This window comes from Mycobacterium sp. WMMD1722 (genome assembly GCF_049315205.1).
In the GTDB taxonomy this organism is placed as follows: domain Bacteria; phylum Actinomycetota; class Actinomycetes; order Mycobacteriales; family Mycobacteriaceae; genus Mycobacterium.
Window position 1 is genome coordinate 3,418,852 of the sequence record NZ_CP186056.1, and the last position, 16,130, is coordinate 3,434,981.

At 69.1% G+C, this 16,130-nt stretch carries 14 protein-coding genes; 7 read left to right on the forward strand and 7 right to left on the reverse strand.

Going from position 1 to position 16,130, the window contains the following annotated elements; all coding sequences use genetic code 11:
* Positions 1 to 52 precede the first annotated feature (52 nt).
* Positions 53 to 1,204 carry an acyl-CoA dehydrogenase family protein gene (locus tag ACN27E_RS16345; RefSeq protein ID WP_422743004.1) on the forward strand — a complete coding sequence of 384 codons (1,152 nt, stop codon included), beginning with the start codon at positions 53 to 55 and terminating at the stop codon, positions 1,202 to 1,204.
* Here the strand turns inward: ACN27E_RS16345 and ACN27E_RS16350 are convergent.
* Complete coding sequence (locus tag ACN27E_RS16350) at positions 1,167 to 2,015, reverse strand: helix-turn-helix domain-containing protein (protein ID WP_422743006.1); 849 nt, start codon at positions 2,013 to 2,015, stop codon at positions 1,167 to 1,169. The genes ACN27E_RS16345 and ACN27E_RS16350 overlap by 38 nt on opposite strands.
* An 81-nt stretch (positions 2,016 to 2,096) precedes the next feature.
* On the opposite strand from ACN27E_RS16350, the gene ACN27E_RS16355 reads away from it, so the two are divergent.
* Positions 2,097 to 2,816 carry an SDR family oxidoreductase gene (locus ACN27E_RS16355; RefSeq protein WP_422743007.1) on the forward strand — a complete coding sequence of 240 codons (720 nt, stop codon included), beginning with the start codon at positions 2,097 to 2,099 and terminating at the stop codon, positions 2,814 to 2,816.
* A gap of 73 nt (positions 2,817 to 2,889) precedes the next feature.
* On the opposite strand, the gene ACN27E_RS16360 is transcribed toward ACN27E_RS16355, so the two are convergent.
* The 3 genes from ACN27E_RS16360 to fadD4 form a co-directional block, all read right to left on the reverse strand.
* A complete protein-coding gene (locus tag ACN27E_RS16360) occupies positions 2,890 to 3,141 on the reverse strand; it encodes a hypothetical protein (protein WP_422743009.1) in 252 nt (83 codons plus the stop codon).
* A gap of 166 nt (positions 3,142 to 3,307) precedes the next feature.
* Positions 3,308 to 4,183 carry an enoyl-CoA hydratase/isomerase family protein gene (locus ACN27E_RS16365; RefSeq protein WP_422749922.1) on the reverse strand — a complete coding sequence of 292 codons (876 nt, stop codon included), beginning with the start codon at positions 4,181 to 4,183 and terminating at the stop codon, positions 3,308 to 3,310.
* 20 nt (positions 4,184 to 4,203) lie between these two features.
* Entirely contained in the window at positions 4,204 to 5,727 is a 1,524-nt protein-coding gene (fadD4, locus tag ACN27E_RS16370; RefSeq protein WP_422743010.1) for a fatty-acid--CoA ligase FadD4, read from the reverse strand.
* Between the two features lie 168 nt (positions 5,728 to 5,895).
* On the opposite strand from fadD4, the gene ACN27E_RS16375 reads away from it, so the two are divergent.
* A complete protein-coding gene (locus ACN27E_RS16375; RefSeq protein ID WP_422743011.1) occupies positions 5,896 to 6,135 on the forward strand; it encodes a hypothetical protein in 240 nt (79 codons plus the stop codon).
* Positions 6,136 to 6,150: 15 nt separating this feature from the next.
* A complete protein-coding gene (locus ACN27E_RS16380) occupies positions 6,151 to 6,693 on the forward strand; it encodes a hypothetical protein (protein WP_422743013.1) in 543 nt (180 codons plus the stop codon).
* 70 nt (positions 6,694 to 6,763) lie between these two features.
* On the opposite strand, the gene ACN27E_RS16385 is transcribed toward ACN27E_RS16380, so the two are convergent.
* Positions 6,764 to 8,593 carry a phosphoenolpyruvate carboxykinase (GTP) gene (locus tag ACN27E_RS16385; RefSeq protein ID WP_422743015.1) on the reverse strand — a complete coding sequence of 610 codons (1,830 nt, stop codon included), beginning with the start codon at positions 8,591 to 8,593 and terminating at the stop codon, positions 6,764 to 6,766.
* Between the two features lie 139 nt (positions 8,594 to 8,732).
* Positions 8,733 to 9,827, reverse strand: a complete 1,095-nt coding sequence (locus ACN27E_RS16390; RefSeq protein WP_422743017.1) for a hypothetical protein — start codon at positions 9,825 to 9,827, stop codon at positions 8,733 to 8,735.
* A gap of 100 nt (positions 9,828 to 9,927) precedes the next feature.
* On the opposite strand from ACN27E_RS16390, the gene trmB reads away from it, so the two are divergent.
* The 3 genes from trmB to ACN27E_RS16405 all read left to right on the forward strand — a co-directional run bounded on the left by trmB (position 9,928) and on the right by ACN27E_RS16405 (position 14,909).
* A complete protein-coding gene (gene trmB, locus ACN27E_RS16395) occupies positions 9,928 to 10,701 on the forward strand; it encodes a tRNA (guanosine(46)-N7)-methyltransferase TrmB (RefSeq protein ID WP_422743019.1) in 774 nt (257 codons plus the stop codon).
* The gene (locus ACN27E_RS16400; RefSeq protein WP_422743021.1) at positions 10,698 to 11,402 is read left to right on the forward strand and encodes an NYN domain-containing protein; all 705 of its coding nucleotides are present in this window, start codon (positions 10,698 to 10,700) and stop codon (positions 11,400 to 11,402) included. Before trmB ends, ACN27E_RS16400 begins: the two co-directional genes overlap by 4 nt.
* A 246-nt stretch (positions 11,403 to 11,648) precedes the next feature.
* Positions 11,649 to 14,909, forward strand: a complete 3,261-nt coding sequence (locus ACN27E_RS16405; protein ID WP_422743023.1) for an MMPL family transporter — start codon at positions 11,649 to 11,651, stop codon at positions 14,907 to 14,909.
* Here the strand turns inward: ACN27E_RS16405 and ACN27E_RS16410 are convergent.
* The gene (locus tag ACN27E_RS16410; RefSeq protein ID WP_422743025.1) at positions 14,906 to 16,051 is read right to left on the reverse strand and encodes an AI-2E family transporter; all 1,146 of its coding nucleotides are present in this window, start codon (positions 16,049 to 16,051) and stop codon (positions 14,906 to 14,908) included. The two genes, ACN27E_RS16405 and ACN27E_RS16410, sit on opposite strands and share 4 nt — an antisense overlap.
* Positions 16,052 to 16,130 lie beyond the last annotated feature (79 nt).

Here is a 16,130-nt window from a genome sequence, read left to right on the forward strand (position 1 = left end):
AGGGGCCACCCGGGGTGCGCTCATGCGACGTCACAGTCGATGATGCTGACATATGTTGACCGACGAAGAAGAAATGCTGGTCGGGACCGTACGTGCGTTCGTCGACCGCGACGTCAAACCGGCCGTGCGCGAGGTCGAGCACGCCGACACCTATCCCGAGGCGTGGATCGAGCAGATGAAACGCATCGGCATCTACGGTCTCGCCGTACCCGAGGAGTTCGGCGGCTCCCCCGTCTCGACGCCCTGTTACGTCGAGGTCACCCAGGAGCTCGCGCGGGGCTGGATGAGCCTGGCCGGCGCGATGGGCGGGCACACCGTGGTCGCCAAACTGCTGAGCCGGTACGGCACCGAGGAGCAGAAACGGGCGTATCTGCCGGGTATGGCGACCGGCGAGATCCGCGCCACGATGGCGCTGACCGAACCCGGCGGGGGTTCCGACCTGCAGGCGATGACCACCACGGCGCTGCCGTCCGACGGCGGCGGGTTGACGATCACCGGTGCGAAGACCTGGATCAGCAATGCCCGCCGCTCCGGGCTGATCGCCCTGCTGTGCAAGACCGACCCGACCGCGCAACCGCGCCACCGCGGCATCTCGGTGGTGCTGGTCGACCAGGGCACCACCGGAATGTCGGTCTCCCGCGACCTGCCCAAACTGGGCTACAAGGGCGTCGAGAGTTGCGAGCTGGTGTTCGACGACTGCCGCGTGCCCGCCTCGGCGATCCTCGGTAGTGAGCCCGGCCGGGGATTCGCGCAGATGATGAAGGGCCTGGAGACCGGCCGCATCCAGGTGGCCGCCCGCGCACTCGGCGTGGCGACCGCCGCGCTGGAGGATGCGCTGCGCTACGCCCAGGACCGGGAGAGTTTCGGCAAGCCCATCTGGAAGCACCAGTCGATCGGCAACTACCTGGCCGATATGGCGACCAAACTGACTGCCGCACGCCAGCTCACCCGCTATGCCGCCGAACGCTACGACAGTGGCGAGCGCGCCGACATGGAGGCCGGGATGGCCAAGCTGTTCGCCTCCGAGGTGGCGATGGAGATCGCGCTCGACGCGGTACGCATCCACGGCGGGTACGGCTATTCCACCGAGTTCGACGTCGAACGCTACTTCCGTGACGCGCCGCTGATGATCGTCGGCGAGGGCACCAACGAGATCCAGCGCAACGTCATCGCCGCCCAGCTGGTCGCCCGCGGCGGGATCTGAGTCCGGCGGCCAGCGTGCCGAGCAGGGTGAGGGCATCGGCGCTGGGGCTGCCCGGTTCGGCGTCGTACACCACCAGTTCCTGCCCGGGTGCGGAACGGACGTCGAAGGTCTGCATCCGCAGTGTCAGGGCACCGACATCGGGATGACGAAACCGCTTCTCGGCCAACGACTTCCCCCGGGCGTCGCCGCGGTCCCACAGCCGGCGGAACTCCTCGCTGACGGTGAGCAGTTCGTTGAGTACCGTCCGCAGGCGCGGGTCGTCGGGTGCGCTGCCGTGGGCCATCCGGAAGCCGGCTGTGGAATCGGCGGCCACATCGGGCCAGTCGAGGTAGAACTCACGCGCCCCCGAGTCGGTGAACACCAGCAGCATCAGATTGCCATCGGCGCCGAAGTCGCCGAAGAGCGCCTGCGCCAAGGGATTCGCCGCGAGCACGTCGTAGGCGCGGTTGTAGACCAGCGCCGGATTGTCCGGCCAGGCATCCATCAGCCGCAGCAGGGCGGGGTCGACGCGATCGGATGCGGGGCGCTGGCGGGGGCGCGGCGCGTGACCGGCGAGCCGGAACAGATGGCTGCGACCGTCGTCGTCGAGGCGAAGGGCGGCCGACAGTGCCTCGAGCACCTGCACCGACGGTGACCGCTCGCGGCCCTGTTCGAGCCGGGTGTAATAGTCGGCGCTGACGCCGGCCAGCGACGCCACCTCCTCACGCCGCAGCCCCGGGACGCGTCGGACGCCGGAGCTGGTCAACCCGGCATCAGTCGGGCGCAGTGCGGCGCGCCGGCTCCTGAGGTACTCGCCGAGTTCGGCCACCATCCCACCTTAGCCACGCGGTGCAGCTCAGACCGGGTGCAGCGCACCCTGGTTGGCCGCCGCGGCGCGGTTCACAGTGAAGACATGAGTGAATCGAAGATCGTCCTCGTCACCGGGGCCAGCAGCGGGATCGGTGCCGCGGTGGCTCTGCGGCTGGCCGCCGACGGCCATCAGGTGGTGGCCGGTGCGCGCCGCGAAGACCGGTTGGCGGAGCTGGTTCGTCGCTCCGACGGCCACGTCGAGGTGCGCCGCCTCGACGTCACCGACCGGGCCGACGTCGCGGCGTTCGTCGATGCCGCCGCCACGGCGCACGGACGTGTCGACGTGATCGTCAACAACGCCGGAGTGATGCCGCTCTCCCGGCTCGACGCGCTGCTCGTCGATCAGTGGGACGCCATGATCGACGTCAACATCCGCGGACTGCTCAACGGAGTCGCCGCGACCTTGCCGCATTTCCAGCGCCAGGGCGGCGGGCATGTCATCACCGTCGCCTCGGTCGGCGCGCACGAGGTGGTGCCGACGGGCGCGGTGTACTGCGCGACCAAACATGCGGCGTGGGCGATCACCGAGGGGCTGCGGCTGGAGGTCGACCCGTCGATCCGGGTGACGACCGTCTCCCCCGGAGTGGTGGAATCCGAACTCGCCGACACGATCACCGATCCGACGGCGGCCGAGGCGATGCGCGGATACCGGGCCGCGTCCATCTCACCCGAGGCGATCGCGCGCGCCATCGCCTACGCCATCGGCGAACCCGCAGACGTCGACGTCAACGAGTTGATCATCCGGCCCGCCCGTCAGCGCTGAGGCCGAGCAGACGCGCCGCGCAGACCCAAAAAAGGGGCGCCCCGAGTGGGGCGCCCCTTTGTCGATGCCTGGGTCAGCGGACGGTGACGTAGGCCACGTGATCGTCGGTGTCGAAGCGCACCGACGTCACCGAAGCCTGCTCCAGTGGGCCGACGAGGCCTTGACGGTTGATGATGACCCGCACCCCGCGGTCCTGCAGCTGGCTGATCGTGTCCTGGGCGCTGCCGGCGCCGCTCGGGGCGGCCTGGGCGGCCGGGGCCGCGAGGCCGAGGAACGCGACGGTCAGTGTGCTGGCGGCCAGCGTGGCGAATCCGAACTTCTTCATTTTCGTGCCTTCTTCTACGTTTCGATTCTGCGGCCCGACCGGGAATTCGCTGAGAGCTTCCGGCCGGTCCGCTGGTGTAAACCGGCAGATCAGGCAATTAATTCCAGTGGCAGTATTTGATGGTCGGCTGGCAGGATCCGCACCCACCCGTGCGGCCGAGGGCCGGTCACTCGACCCGGTCGACCAGTCCCCACCGCAGCGCCGTCCCGGCGTCGAGGGTGCGACCGGACAGCACCAGATAGGCGGTGCGCTCGCGACCGATCCGCCGCGTGATGCTCACGGTGCCGCCCGCGCCGGGAATCAGTCCCAGCGTGAGTTCGGGCAGACCGAAGACTGCGTCGGCGGTGCTGATCACCCAGCCGCAGTAGGCGGCCATCTCCAGCCCGCTGCCCAGGACCTGGCCGTGCACCCGCGCCCGGCAGCGCGTATCCAGTCGCCGGGTCAGCTCGTCGAGCACCAGCGCGGGGCTGTGCCGGGTGCGGGCCAGGTGTGCGCTCGCCGGATCGGCGAAGCTGCCGAACTCCGCGAGATCGCCGCCGCTGCAGAAGGATCGGCCGGCTCCGGAGAGTTCCACCTGGTCGATCGACGGATCGAGGCGGGCCACCTCCAACGCCTCGAGCAGAGCGGCGCGGGCGTCGGTGGAGAACGCGTTGTGTCGCTGCGGCCGGTTGAAGCGCACCGACAGCGTGTCGCCCCGGCGTTCGGCCAGGACCGGGTCGGGTAACACCGGTACCGTGGCCGGCCCGCGCTCGGCCAACCACCGGGCGAACTCCGGGCCCGCCTGCAGCGTCGAATACGCCAGCGATTCGGTGACCACGCCGGCGCGCGTCGGGCCGTGCGGGTCGACCGTGCGCAGCACGTCGGCGCAGATCGCCGCGGCGCGGGGCCAGCGCCGGCACCGAACGCGTAGCTCCTCGAGGCTGTCGGCGACCGAGTCGACCGTCACGGTGCGCGGATCGTCGTCGTGCCGTTCGGTGAGCGTGAACGCGACGTCGTCGCGCGGGGCCCCGATCCCGACGACGACTCCGCCCGCAAGCTCGATGGCGTCCACCTCGCGCCGGCTCACGAGTACTTCGCGATGAGTTCCTGCTTGTAGAGCTTGCCGGTGTCGGTGCGGGGGAGCTGCGCTTCGAAGGAGATCGACCGCGGACACTTGTAGTGGGCCAGCCGATCCCGCAGCCATCCCAGCAGTTCCTCGGCGAATTCCGGCGTCGCGTCGGCGGGGTCGACGGTCTGCACGACGCCCTTCACCCGCTGACCCATCTCCGCGTCGGGCACCCCGAACACCGCGGCGTCCATCACCAACGGGTGCGTCACCAACATGTTCTCCGCCTCCTGGGGATAGATGTTCACCCCGCCGGAGATGATCATGTGGTGCCTGCGGTCGGTCAGGTACAGATAACCCTCCTCGTCGACGTAGCCGATGTCGCCGACGGTGGCCCAGCCCTGCGGATGCCGCGACGCCGCCGTCTTGTCCGGGTCGTTGAGGTATTCGAAGGAGTTGCCGCCCTCGAAGTAGATCTCCCCGGCCTGGCCGGGTGGCAACTCATTGCCGTCCTCGTCCAGGATGTGCACGGCACCGCTCATCGGACGGCCCACCGAACCGGGATGGGTCAGCCACTCCTGCGCGCTGATCAACGTCGATCCGTGCGCCTCCGAGGACGCGTAGTACTCGTCGATGATCGGACCCCACCAGTCGATCATCTGCTTCTTGATGTCCACCGGGCACGGCGCGGCGGCGTGCATCACCCGCTTGAGACTCGAGACGTCGTACGAACGGCGCACCGCCTCAGGCAGTTTCAGCATCCTGGTGAACATCGCCGGCACGAACTGACCGTGGGTGACGCGGTAGCGCTGGATCGCCTCGAGACAACCCTCGGCGTCGAACTTCTCGAGGACCACCGTGGTGATGCCGCCCGCCTGGATCTGCATGGACCACACCGACGGCGCGGTGTGGTAGAGCGGTGCCGGGCTGAGGTAAATGGCATCGGGATCGAGCCAGAAGCTCACCAGCGCAGCCATCAGCCCGGGCGATTCGGACGGGTGCACGTGCGGCAGCTGCCGTTTGATGCCCTTGGGCCGACCGGTGGTGCCGGACGAGTACTGCAGGAGATCACCCTCGATCTCATCGTCGATCGGTGTATCCGGTCGATCGGCAACGCTTTCGGGGTAGCGCTCCCACCCGGCCAGTTCGTCGCCCGCGAACAGCAGCACGGGTGGCAGGCCGCCGGGCAGGTGCTTGCCGAGATCGACGCACACGGTGCGTAGCGCTTCGGAGGCGACGACGGCCTTGGCGCCGCTGTTGTCGATGATGTACGCGGCCTCGGCCGCGGTGAGATGCGTGTTGATCGGTACGTAGTACAGGCCGCTGCGGCGCGCCGCCCACATCACCGCGTGCATGTGCTCGTTGTTCTCCATGAGGATCGCGACGGCGTCGCCCTCTCGAAGCCCCGCACCGCGGAAGTGGTGCGCCAGCCGGTTGGCCCGCGCCTCGAGCTCGTCGAAGGTGACGACGGTGCCCGACGGGTGGAGGATGATCGCCGGCTTGGCTCCTTTGCCTGGGCCGACATGGTCGCGAATCTGCATGGCAAGACTGTACGACGCGCTTGTTGACACGTGTCAAGAGGCCGTTCGACGGGGCACCACACCGCCACGACCGCCCAGATTCTGGGACAAAGCACTGCAGGTGAGGCCTGTTCAGCCTAGGGTTTTATGGGACGGCCGTCACAACGTGAGATCGGAGAGCAGCAAGCAATGCGCATACTCATCACTACGGTATCGGCGGGCTTCCTGCTCGTCGGTTCCCTGACCGGTGCCCAGGCGGCGCACGCCGGCCAGGTCAGCAACGACACCTACGCCCCGCAACCCGTCCCCGTGCCGGCGCGCTCGGAAGTGCAGCCGCTGGACTGCTACGGCACGACCGGTGACATGGGCTGCGGACCCGGCTGGTTCTGGCGCGACGGCTGGCGCGGCTGGGCCTGCTACCCCTGCTGAGAGGTGACAACGACGATGAAGACACTCACTCGCGTATTCAGCGGCCTGGCCGCTTCCGCAGCGACGGCGGCCGTGGTGACCGTCGCCGGCCTGGCGACCGCACAGGCCCAGACGGATTACAGCAATCTGCCCGTACACCCCAACGACTCGACCGACTCCGCGGCGTGGGTCGAGGGATCTCCGACGCTGAACCCGGGGAACCAGACCGGGGTCGAGACCACCTTCACCCACCGGGACGGCACCCGCAGCATCACCGATCGGGTGCAGGTGTTCGACAACCCGCAGGCGGCGCAGGCGGCGGCGGCCAACAACGACACCGGTGAACCGGTCGCCAATCCGTTCACCCGTAACGTCCCCGTCGGGGAGGGTGGCACGCTGACCACCGGCTCCACCCCGGATGGGACCAGTTCGGTGGGCGTCCTGAAGTTCACCACCGGCAACGCCCTGACGACCGTGAAGTTCCAGGGCCCGCCCGGTGACACGGTGCCCGAGGACGTGGCCGTGCAGTACGGCCAGAGCCAGCATGCGGCGAACCAGCAGTTGATGGCCGGTAGCTGAGAACGAACGACGAGGGCCCCGGAGGTGAATCACCTCCGGGGCCCTTTCGTTCGGGTCACGCGCCCGTCGATCAGCTCTCTTCGGCCAGCCGCGTCTTCAGCGCGTCGAACTCGTCCTTGATGCCGGTCGGCAGCTTCTCGCCGACGAATTCGAACCATTCCTCGATCAGCGGCAGCTCGTCGCGCCACTCGTCGACCCGCACCGCCAGGGCCTCGTCGACGTCGGCGGGGTCCACATCGAGCCCGGACAGGTCGAGATCCCCTGCGGTGGGCACGATGCCGATCGGAGTGCTCTTGCCGTCGGCGGAGTGCTCGATACGCTCGATCGCCCACTTCAGCACACGGCTGTTCTCGCCGAAGCCGGGCCACAGGAAGCGGCCGTCGCCGCCGCGGCGGAACCAATTGACGAAGAACACCTTCGGCAGCTTGGAATCGTCGGCGTTCTTGCCGATGTCGATCCAATGCTGGAAGTAGTCGCCGACGTTGTAGCCCAGGAACGGCAGCATCGCCATCGGGTCGCGGCGCACGGTGCCGACCTTGCCCTCGGCGGCGGCGGTCTGCTCCGAACCCAGCGTGGCGCCGATGAACACACCGTGCTGCCAGTCGCGGGCCTCGGTGATCAGCGGGACCGTGGTCTTGCGGCGGCCGCCGAACAGGATCGCCGAGATCGGCACCCCCTGGGGGTCATCCCACTCCGGCGCCAGCGTCGGGCATTGCGAGATCGGCGTGCAGTAGCGCGAATTCGGGTGCGCCGCTTTGGTTTCGGTCTCGCGCAGGATCCAGTCCTGTCCCTTCCAGTCGATCAGGTGATCGGGCTCGCCCTCCAGACCCTCCCACCACACGTCCCCGTCGTCGGTCTTGGCGACGTTGGTGAACACGGTGTTGCCCGCGGCGATCGTCTTCATCGCGTTCGGGTTGGAGTCCCAGTTGGTGCCCGGCGCGACGCCGAAGAATCCGAACTCGGGGTTGGTCGCATAGAGGCGACCGTCCTTGCCGAACCGCATCCAGGCGATGTCGTCGCCGACGGTCTCGGCGCGCCAGCCCGGGATGGTGGGCTGCAGCATCGCGAGGTTGGTCTTACCGCACGCCGACGGGAACGCCGCGGCGATGTAGTACGCCTTGTTCTCCGGCGAGATCAGCTTGAGGATCAGCATGTGCTCGGCGAGCCAGCCCTCGTCGTGGGCCATCGCCGAGGCGATCCGCAGCGAGTAACACTTCTTGCCCAGCAGCGCGTTGCCGCCGTAGCCGGAGCCGAAGCTCCAGATCTCGCGGGTCTCCGGGAAGTGGGTGATGTATTTGGTGTCGTTGCACGGCCACGGCACGTCCTTCTCGCCCGGCTCCAGGGGGGCGCCGATCGAGTGCAGCGCCTTGACGAAGAAGCCATCGGTGCCGATCTTCTCCAGCGCCGCCGACCCCATCCGGGTCATGGTGCGCATCGAGACCACGACGTACTCGGAATCGGTGATCTCGACGCCGAGCTTCGGGTCCTCGGCGTCGAGCGGACCCATGCAGAACGGCACCACCCACAGCGTGCGGCCGCGCATACAACCGCGGTACAGATCGGTCATCAGGCTGCGCATCTCGGCGGGGTCCATCCAGTTGTTGGTGGGACCGGCGTCGATCTCGCGCTGCGAACAGATGAAGGTGCGCGACTCGACCCGCGCGACGTCTGAGGGGTCCGAAAGCGCCAGGTAGGAATTCGGCTGCTTCTGCGGATTGAGTTTCTGGAAGGTGCCCGCCTCGACGAGCTGCTCGCAGAGCCGTTCGTATTCTTCCTGCGAACCGTCAGCCCATGCGACACGATCCGGTTGGGTGAGTTCCGCGACCTCGCGAACCCACGCCAACAATCCCTCGTGCTCGGTCGGCGCGGTGTCGAGACCCGGAATGGTCGCTGCGGTCATGAATTCTCCTGCGTAGGTTCGGTGCCAGGACACAGGTCCGTCCCTTGGGTTCGAGGTTAACGTGGGTGACATACCCGACGGAATTCGGATCCATGTCCGATGACTCACAGGAACGATTCAGTAAAGCGCTTTTTCGGCTCTACTGTTCGGTAACCCGTGGTTTGTGCGCGGCAAATTCGCCGGCCCCGGGAAAATGGCGCGCGCGGCGCCGCGCGCGGACCTCCTCGGCCATCGCCGACTCCGCGTCGAGCAGCCGGATCGCGACCCGCTCCTCCATCGCCGACCGCAGCGTCGCACACGCCTGGCCGACCCACCGGTCGAGCGCTGCACGATCGTGCAGCAGGCCGCGCGCACCGACCACCCACACCGTCGCCGCCAGACCGGTGATTCCCCCGGCGATCAGCCCCACCACCGCCAGCGCGGCGTCCGTCCCGGAGAACAACCGGCCGATCGCGAGCGCGACCCCCAGGCCGAAGCCGGCGCCGAGCATCCTCACCAATCGGTTCTCCAGCCGACGCGTTCGCCGGGCCGGTGCGGCGATCGCAACCGTCCCGACCGGCGAGAACGGTGCGACCGGCGGTGGCCTCAGGTGCAGCTCGTCGGCGACGCGGCGCAGCTGCGCGGTGATCTGAGCGTCCAGCTCGGTGCCCACCTGCGCCACGCGACGGCGCGTGTGGGCGGTGAACCGCTCGAATCCGTCGCGATCCAGCTCGGCGACGTCATCGTGCAGTTCGGCACGCAGATCGGCGCACCGGTTGCGAACCAGGTAGGTCAGGCGGACCCGGGCCCGCTGCAGTTCGGTGCGCGGCGCGCCGGTGCCGGCCGGGCGACGGGACAGCAGTCGCAGCGAACCCCGGCAGACATCGAGGCCGCAGTCCCGGTGCAACGGCGTCACCGGGCCGCGGCTGTAGGCCCGCCAGTGCACCGCCCGACGCAGATGGGCGGCCGCGGAGTCGGCCGGATCGACCCGCAGACCGGCCGCCTGCAGGACGTCGACCGCCGCGCACATCCGCGCCAGCACCGCGTCGTCGCCGGCGAGGAATTCCGCGATCGCCTCCCCCGGGTCGCTGTGCACCGCCACGGCCCGCAGCCGGGCCACCGCGTCCTGCACACGCCGGTAGCGCGCCGGCGCCGCGAGCGCGTCGAGGTCGGCGAGGTCGCCGGCGATCGGGTCCAGCCGCGGGTCACCGCTGTCCTCGACCAAGCGCGCGAGCGCTTCGGCGAACGCTGCCATGCCAGCCATCGTGACACCGGCCGGCGGGGTGCGGTGACACTTCTTTGTCAGGCAACTGTTGGGTATCAATATCTGCGGCGATGGGGGTACCCCGACGGTGATGAGCGACCATGGACGGATGCATGCGCGTGAATCGGACGTCGTCGGTCCGCCGACGACGGACGCCACGCCGCATCCGCCGCGCCGCGTCACCAGCTTCCGCTCCCGGCGGTCCACCCTGTCGGCCAATCAGCAGGCGACCTGGGATCGGCGCTGGCCGGCGCTGGGCATGCAGGCACGCGACGACGACGGACGACCCGCGCCGCCGCTGGACATCCCCGCCTGGTTCGGCCGGTCGGCGCCGGTGGTCCTCGAGATCGGCTGCGGCACCGGCACCTCGACCCTGGCGATGGCCCAGGACGAACCGCAGATCGACGTCATCGCCGTCGAGGTGTACCGGCGCGGATTGGCCCAGCTGCTCGGCGGCATCGACCGCGAGGGCGTCCCGAACATCCGGATGATCCGCGGCGACGGCCTCGACGTCCTGGAACACCTGATCGGCAGCGGGTCGCTGACCGGCGTGCGCATCTTCTTTCCCGACCCGTGGCCCAAGGCACGCCACCACAAGCGCCGCTTCCTGCAGCCCCAGACCGTGGCGCTGATCGCCGACCGGTTGCAGCCCGGCGGCATCCTGCACGCCGCCACCGACCATCTCGGCTACGCCGAGCACATCGCCGACGTCGGCGATGCCGAACCGCTGCTGCGGCGGGTGACCAGCCAGACGACCACGGAACGCGACCTGCCGATCTCGGTGCGCCGGCCCGCCACCAAATACGAACGCAAGGCCCTGGCGGGCCCCGTCATCACCGAACTGATCTGGGAGAAGAGCCCATGAGCGTGACCGACGAGGCGTCCTCCCCTGCGGTTCCGGCGCCTCCCCCGCCGGCCGGTCCTCCGGAGGGCACCCGCCGGGTCCTGCTGGTGTGGGATGCCCCGAACCTCGACATGGGCCTCGGGTCGATCATCGGCGGGCGGCCGACCGCCGCGCACCGCCCCCGCTTCGACGCCCTCGGACGCTGGTTGCTCGCCCGCACCGCGGACCTCTCCGCCGCCGCCCCGCCCGACGGCGCCGCCCCCGCGCTCGAACCGGAGGCGACCGTCTTCACCAACATCGCCCCGGGCAGCGCCGACGTGGTGCGGCCGTGGGTCGAGGCGCTGCGCAACGTCGGTTTCGCCGTCTTCGCCAAACCCAAGATCGACGAGGACAGCGACGTCGACTCCGACATGCTCGCCCACATCGAGCTGCGGCGCCGCGAAGGCCTGGCCGCGGTGCTGGTGGCCTCGGCCGACGGACAGGCGTTCCGGCAACCGCTGGAGGACATCGCCCGCGAGGGCATCCCGGTCCAGGTGCTCGGTTTTCGCGAGCACGCGAGCTGGGCGCTGGCCTCCGAACTCCTGGAGTTCGTCGATCTCGAGGACATCCCCGGTGTCTTCCGCGAACCGCTTCCCCGGATCGGACTGGACTCCCTGCCCGAACAGGGCGCCTGGCTGCAGCCGTTCCGGCCGCTGTCGGCGCTACTCACCTCCCGCGTATGACGGCACGACCTGGGCGGCAGAAGAGTCCGCAGAAGAGGAGGACAACGCGTTGCAGATTTCGCGAACACGCGGGCGGACGCTAGCGTCGGATACCTTGGAGAGCACTGACCCGGTGCGCTCGCCCGGAATCGGCGGACGCATGTGCGGATACGGCGGATACGGCCGTTGTCGGTGGCTGCCGACCACGCCTGTGTGACAACTGAAAGACCACGGCGCGGTCGTCGAAGAATGTAGTGAGGAGCTTGAGTGTTCGCCTGGTGGGGTCGAATCGTGTACCGATTCCGGTACATCGTCATCGCTGTCATGGTGGCGCTCTGCCTCGGCGGCGGCGTCTACGGGATCAGCCTGGGTCAGCATGTCACCCAGAGTGGCTTCTACGACGAGGGCAGCCAGTCGGTGCACGCCTCGGTGACCGCCGACGCGGCCTACGGGCGTGACCGCACCAGCCACGTGGTGGCCATTCTGACGCCGCCCGACGGCGAGAAGGTCGACAACCCCGAGTGGATGAAGAAGACCACCGACGAACTGGACAAACTGGTCGCCGACAACCCCGATCAGGTCGAATCGTGGGTGGGCTGGCTCAAGGCGCCGACCACCACGCTGGCCACCGTCCAGCAGATGAAGACCGACGATCTGTCGAAGACGTTCGTCAGCATTCCGCTCAAGGGTGACGACGACGACTCGATCCTGAAGAACTACCAGGCCGTCGAACCCCAGCTGCGCGCCATCAACGACGGCCGCATCCAGCTCGCCGGTCTGAATCCGCTCGCCAGCGAGCTCACCGGAACCATCGGGGAAGACCAGAAGCGTGCCGAGGTGGCGGCCATCCCCCTGGTCTGTGTGGTGCTGTTCTTCGTATTCGGTGGCGTCGTCGCCGCCGCGCTGCCCGGTCTGATCGGCGGCCTGACCATCGCCGGCGCGCTGGGGATCATGCGGCTGTTCGCCGAGTTCATGCCGGTGCATTTCTTCGCCCAGCCGGTGGTGACACTGATGGGGCTCGGTATCGCCGTCGACTACGGCCTGTTCATGGTGAGCCGATTCCGCGAAGAACTCGCCGAGGGCTACGACACCGAGGCCGCCGTCCGCCGGACCGTGATGACCTCCGGGCGGACCATCATGTTCTCGGCGGTGATCCTGGTGGCGTCCTCGGTGCCGCTGCTGCTGTTCCCCCAGGGCTTCCTGAAGTCGATCACCTACGCGATCATCGCCTCGGTCATGCTCGCGGCGATCCTGTCGGTCACCGTGCTGGCCGCCGGCCTGGCGATTCTCGGACCCCGCGTCGACGCGCTCGGCGTGCGGACGCTGGTCAAGTTCGCCCTGCCCGATCCGATCCACTCCGACGCGGGCGTGCAGAAGACCAACACCTTCGCCATCGCGTCCATCCCGCTCGGACTGCTGGTGCCCCCCGCGGGCATCGCCCTGGGCCATCTCGCCCGCAAACGCATCAAGCAGACCGGCGAACGGGGCGCCCAGCTGGCGCTGATCGGCCTCGTCATCGGCTACACCGTGCTCTACGGCGCGATGGCCTACGGGGTGTACGCGCTCAGAGACGCCGACGTCATCGGCAGCGGGCTCTACTGGATGCTGATGGGCATCGTCGCGTTCCTGGCGATCGTCACCTTCGGTCTGGCGCTCGCGCGTTACGTGCCGCTGGCCCGCCGCCCCATCGTGTGGTGGTTGAACTGGCTCAGCGAGAAGACCCAGAAGACCAAGACCCGCGCCGAGGTCGAGCAGGGTTTCTGGGGCCGGCTGGTCACTCACGTGATGAAGCGGCCCGGCGCCTTCGCCGCGCCGATCATCATCGTGATGATCCTGCTGGTCATCCCGCTCGGTCAGCTCGCGCTCGGCGGCATCAGCGAGAAGTACCTGCCGCCGGACAACTCCGTACGCGTCGCGCAGGAGGACTTCGACCGCACCTTCCCTGGATTCCGGACCGAACCGTTGACGCTGGTCATCCAGAACACCGACGGTCAGCCCGTCACCGATCAGCAGGTCGCGGAGATCCGCAACGAAGCGTTGACCATCCCCGGCTTCATCGAACCCGACGGCGATCCGTCGAAGATGTGGCAGGCGCGCGGCGGCGAATCGACCGACCCGTCGGTGCGCGTCATCCAGAACGGCCTCGTCGACCGCAACGACGCGGCACAGAAGATCGAGGAACTGCGGGAGCTGACGCCGCCGCGGGGGCTGACCATCTCGGTGGGCGGCACCCCGGCGCTCGAACAGGACAGCATCCACAGCCTCTTCGAGAAGCTGCCGCTGATGGTGACCATCCTGATCGTCACGACGACGATCCTGATGTTCCTGGCGTTCGGTTCGATCGTGCTGCCGATCAAGGCGGCGCTGATGAGCGCGCTCACGCTGGGCTCGACGATGGGCATCCTGACCTGGATGTTCGTCGACGGCCACGGCTCGGGGCTGATGAACTACACCCCGCAGCCGCTGATGGCCCCGATGATCGGCCTCATCATCGCCGTGATCTGGGGTCTGTCCACCGACTACGAGGTGTTCCTGGTCTCGCGCATGGTCGAGGCGCGTGAGCGGGGCATGTCCACCGCCGAGGCGATCCGGATCGGTACGGCCACGACCGGCCGCCTGATCACCGGCGCCGCGCTGGTCCTGGCCGTCGTGGCGGGTGCGTTCGTGTTCTCCGACCTGGTGATGATGAAATACCTGGCCTTCGGCCTGCTCATCGCCCTGCTGCTGGACGCGACGATCATCCGGATGTTCCTGGTGCCCGCGATCATGAAGATGCTGGGCGACGACTGCTGGTGGGCGCCACGCTGGATGAAGCGCATCCAGGAACGCCTCGGCCTCGGCGAGACCGAACTCCCCGACGAGCGCAAGCGCCCGGTCGTGCACGATCCGGCCGAGGACATGGCGCTGGTCGGAGCCGGTGCGCCGGTGCCGCCGCGCCCGTCCCGGCCGCGGCCACCGCACGATCCCACGCATCCGGAGGGACGCGTCGGTCCGACGCGGATCCCACCCGGCCCGCCGCGGGTGAACGGCCCGTCGGTGGCGGGTACCACCCGGATCCCCGCCAACCGCCCGCCGGTCGGCACCGAACCGCCGACCACGCGGTTGTCGATGGCCAAGAACGCGGTGCGCGGTGCCGTCAACGCCGCCACCACCCAGCGCACCCCCCGTCCGCCGGCACCGCCACAGCGGGAGGAACGTGAGATCGAGTCGTGGCTCGGTGAGCTGCGTGGCGGCCCGAGCGGTCAGCCGCCGCGCCCGCCGCAGCCGTCGGCCGAACCCACGCAGGCGATGCGTCCCGGTGCGGCGCCCGCCGAGGGCAACGAGCCGACGACGGCCATCCCGGTGCAGCGTCCGGGTCAGGAGGCGCAGCCGGATTCCGGTGAGGCCACCACCAAGATCCCGACCCCGGACAGTTCGGCGGCCGATCCGGAACCGACCGAGAAGATAGATCTGCGCGACGAGGCGCAGAAGCGGCGCGGCGGCGGGGTCAGCGCCCAGGATCTGCTGCGGCGCGAGGGCCGGATCTAGTCGGCCTTCTCCTCGATGTCGTCGGCTTCGGCCTGGATACGGGGGCCGTCCTCGGCTTTCATCTCGGCCGCCTCGGCCTGCGGATCGGGTGCGGTCAGCACCCGGATGGCGCTGTTGAGGAACGCCACCAACGGCACGGCGAGCAGCGCGCCGACGATCCCGGCGGTCACTCCGCCGCCCGCGATCGCCAGCACCACCGCCAGCGGGTGGATGGACACCGCGCGGCCCATCACCAGCGGCTGCAGCACATGGCCCTCCAGCTGCTGGACGGCGAGGATCAGGCCGAGGGTGATCAGCGCGTAGACCAGACCCTTGGTCAGCAGCGCGACGATCACCGCGAGGAATCCGGTGATCACGGCGCCGACCAGCGGGATGAACGCGCCCAGGAACACCAGCGACGCCAGCGGCAGTGCCAGTGGAACGCCCATGATGGCCAGACCGGTGCCGATGCCGATGGCGTCGACCAGTGCCACCAGGAAGGTGGCCCGGACGTAGCCGATCAGGGAGTGGAAGCCGGCGCGGCCCGCGTCGCGCACCCGCCGGCGCGCGGGGAGGGGAAAGATCCTGGTGACGAACTCGAAGATGTTGCGTCCGCCATGCAGCAGGAAGATCAGCGTGAACAGCACCAGCAGCGCGCCGGTGAGGATCTCGGTGAGCGTGCCGGCGGTGGACAGCGCCCCGCTGGTGACCCGCTCCTGGTTGTTGCGCAGCGCCTCGATCGCCGAGTTGCCGGCGTTGTCGATCTGCTCCCGGCTCAACCCGAGCGGCCCGTCGATCAGCCAGCGGCGCACCCCGTCGATGCTGCGCGTCACCTGCTCCACCAGTGCCGGGGTGCCCTCGACGAACTGACTGACGACGAACGTCAACAGGCCGCCCACCACCGCCAGACCGCTGAGCAGGATCAGCGCGACCGCGCCGCCCCGCGGCGCCCCGCGGCGATCCAGGAAGTCGACCGCAGGCATCAGCAGCGCGGCCAGCAGCGTGGCCAAGGCCACCGGCACGACGATCACCTCGAGTTTGAGGACCAGCCACAGCACCGCCCACACGGCGCCGAAGATCACCAGCAGCCGCCACGCCCACGCGGCCCCCTTCCGGACGAGGGGGGACACCGACTGATCGTCCGCTGACAGGGCCGCTGGCATGCGGGTACTGTAGCCGCCCACCTGGGTGCCCAACGGGCATCGACGGCGCCGACCGCCGACGGCGGCACGCCCGTCCGCG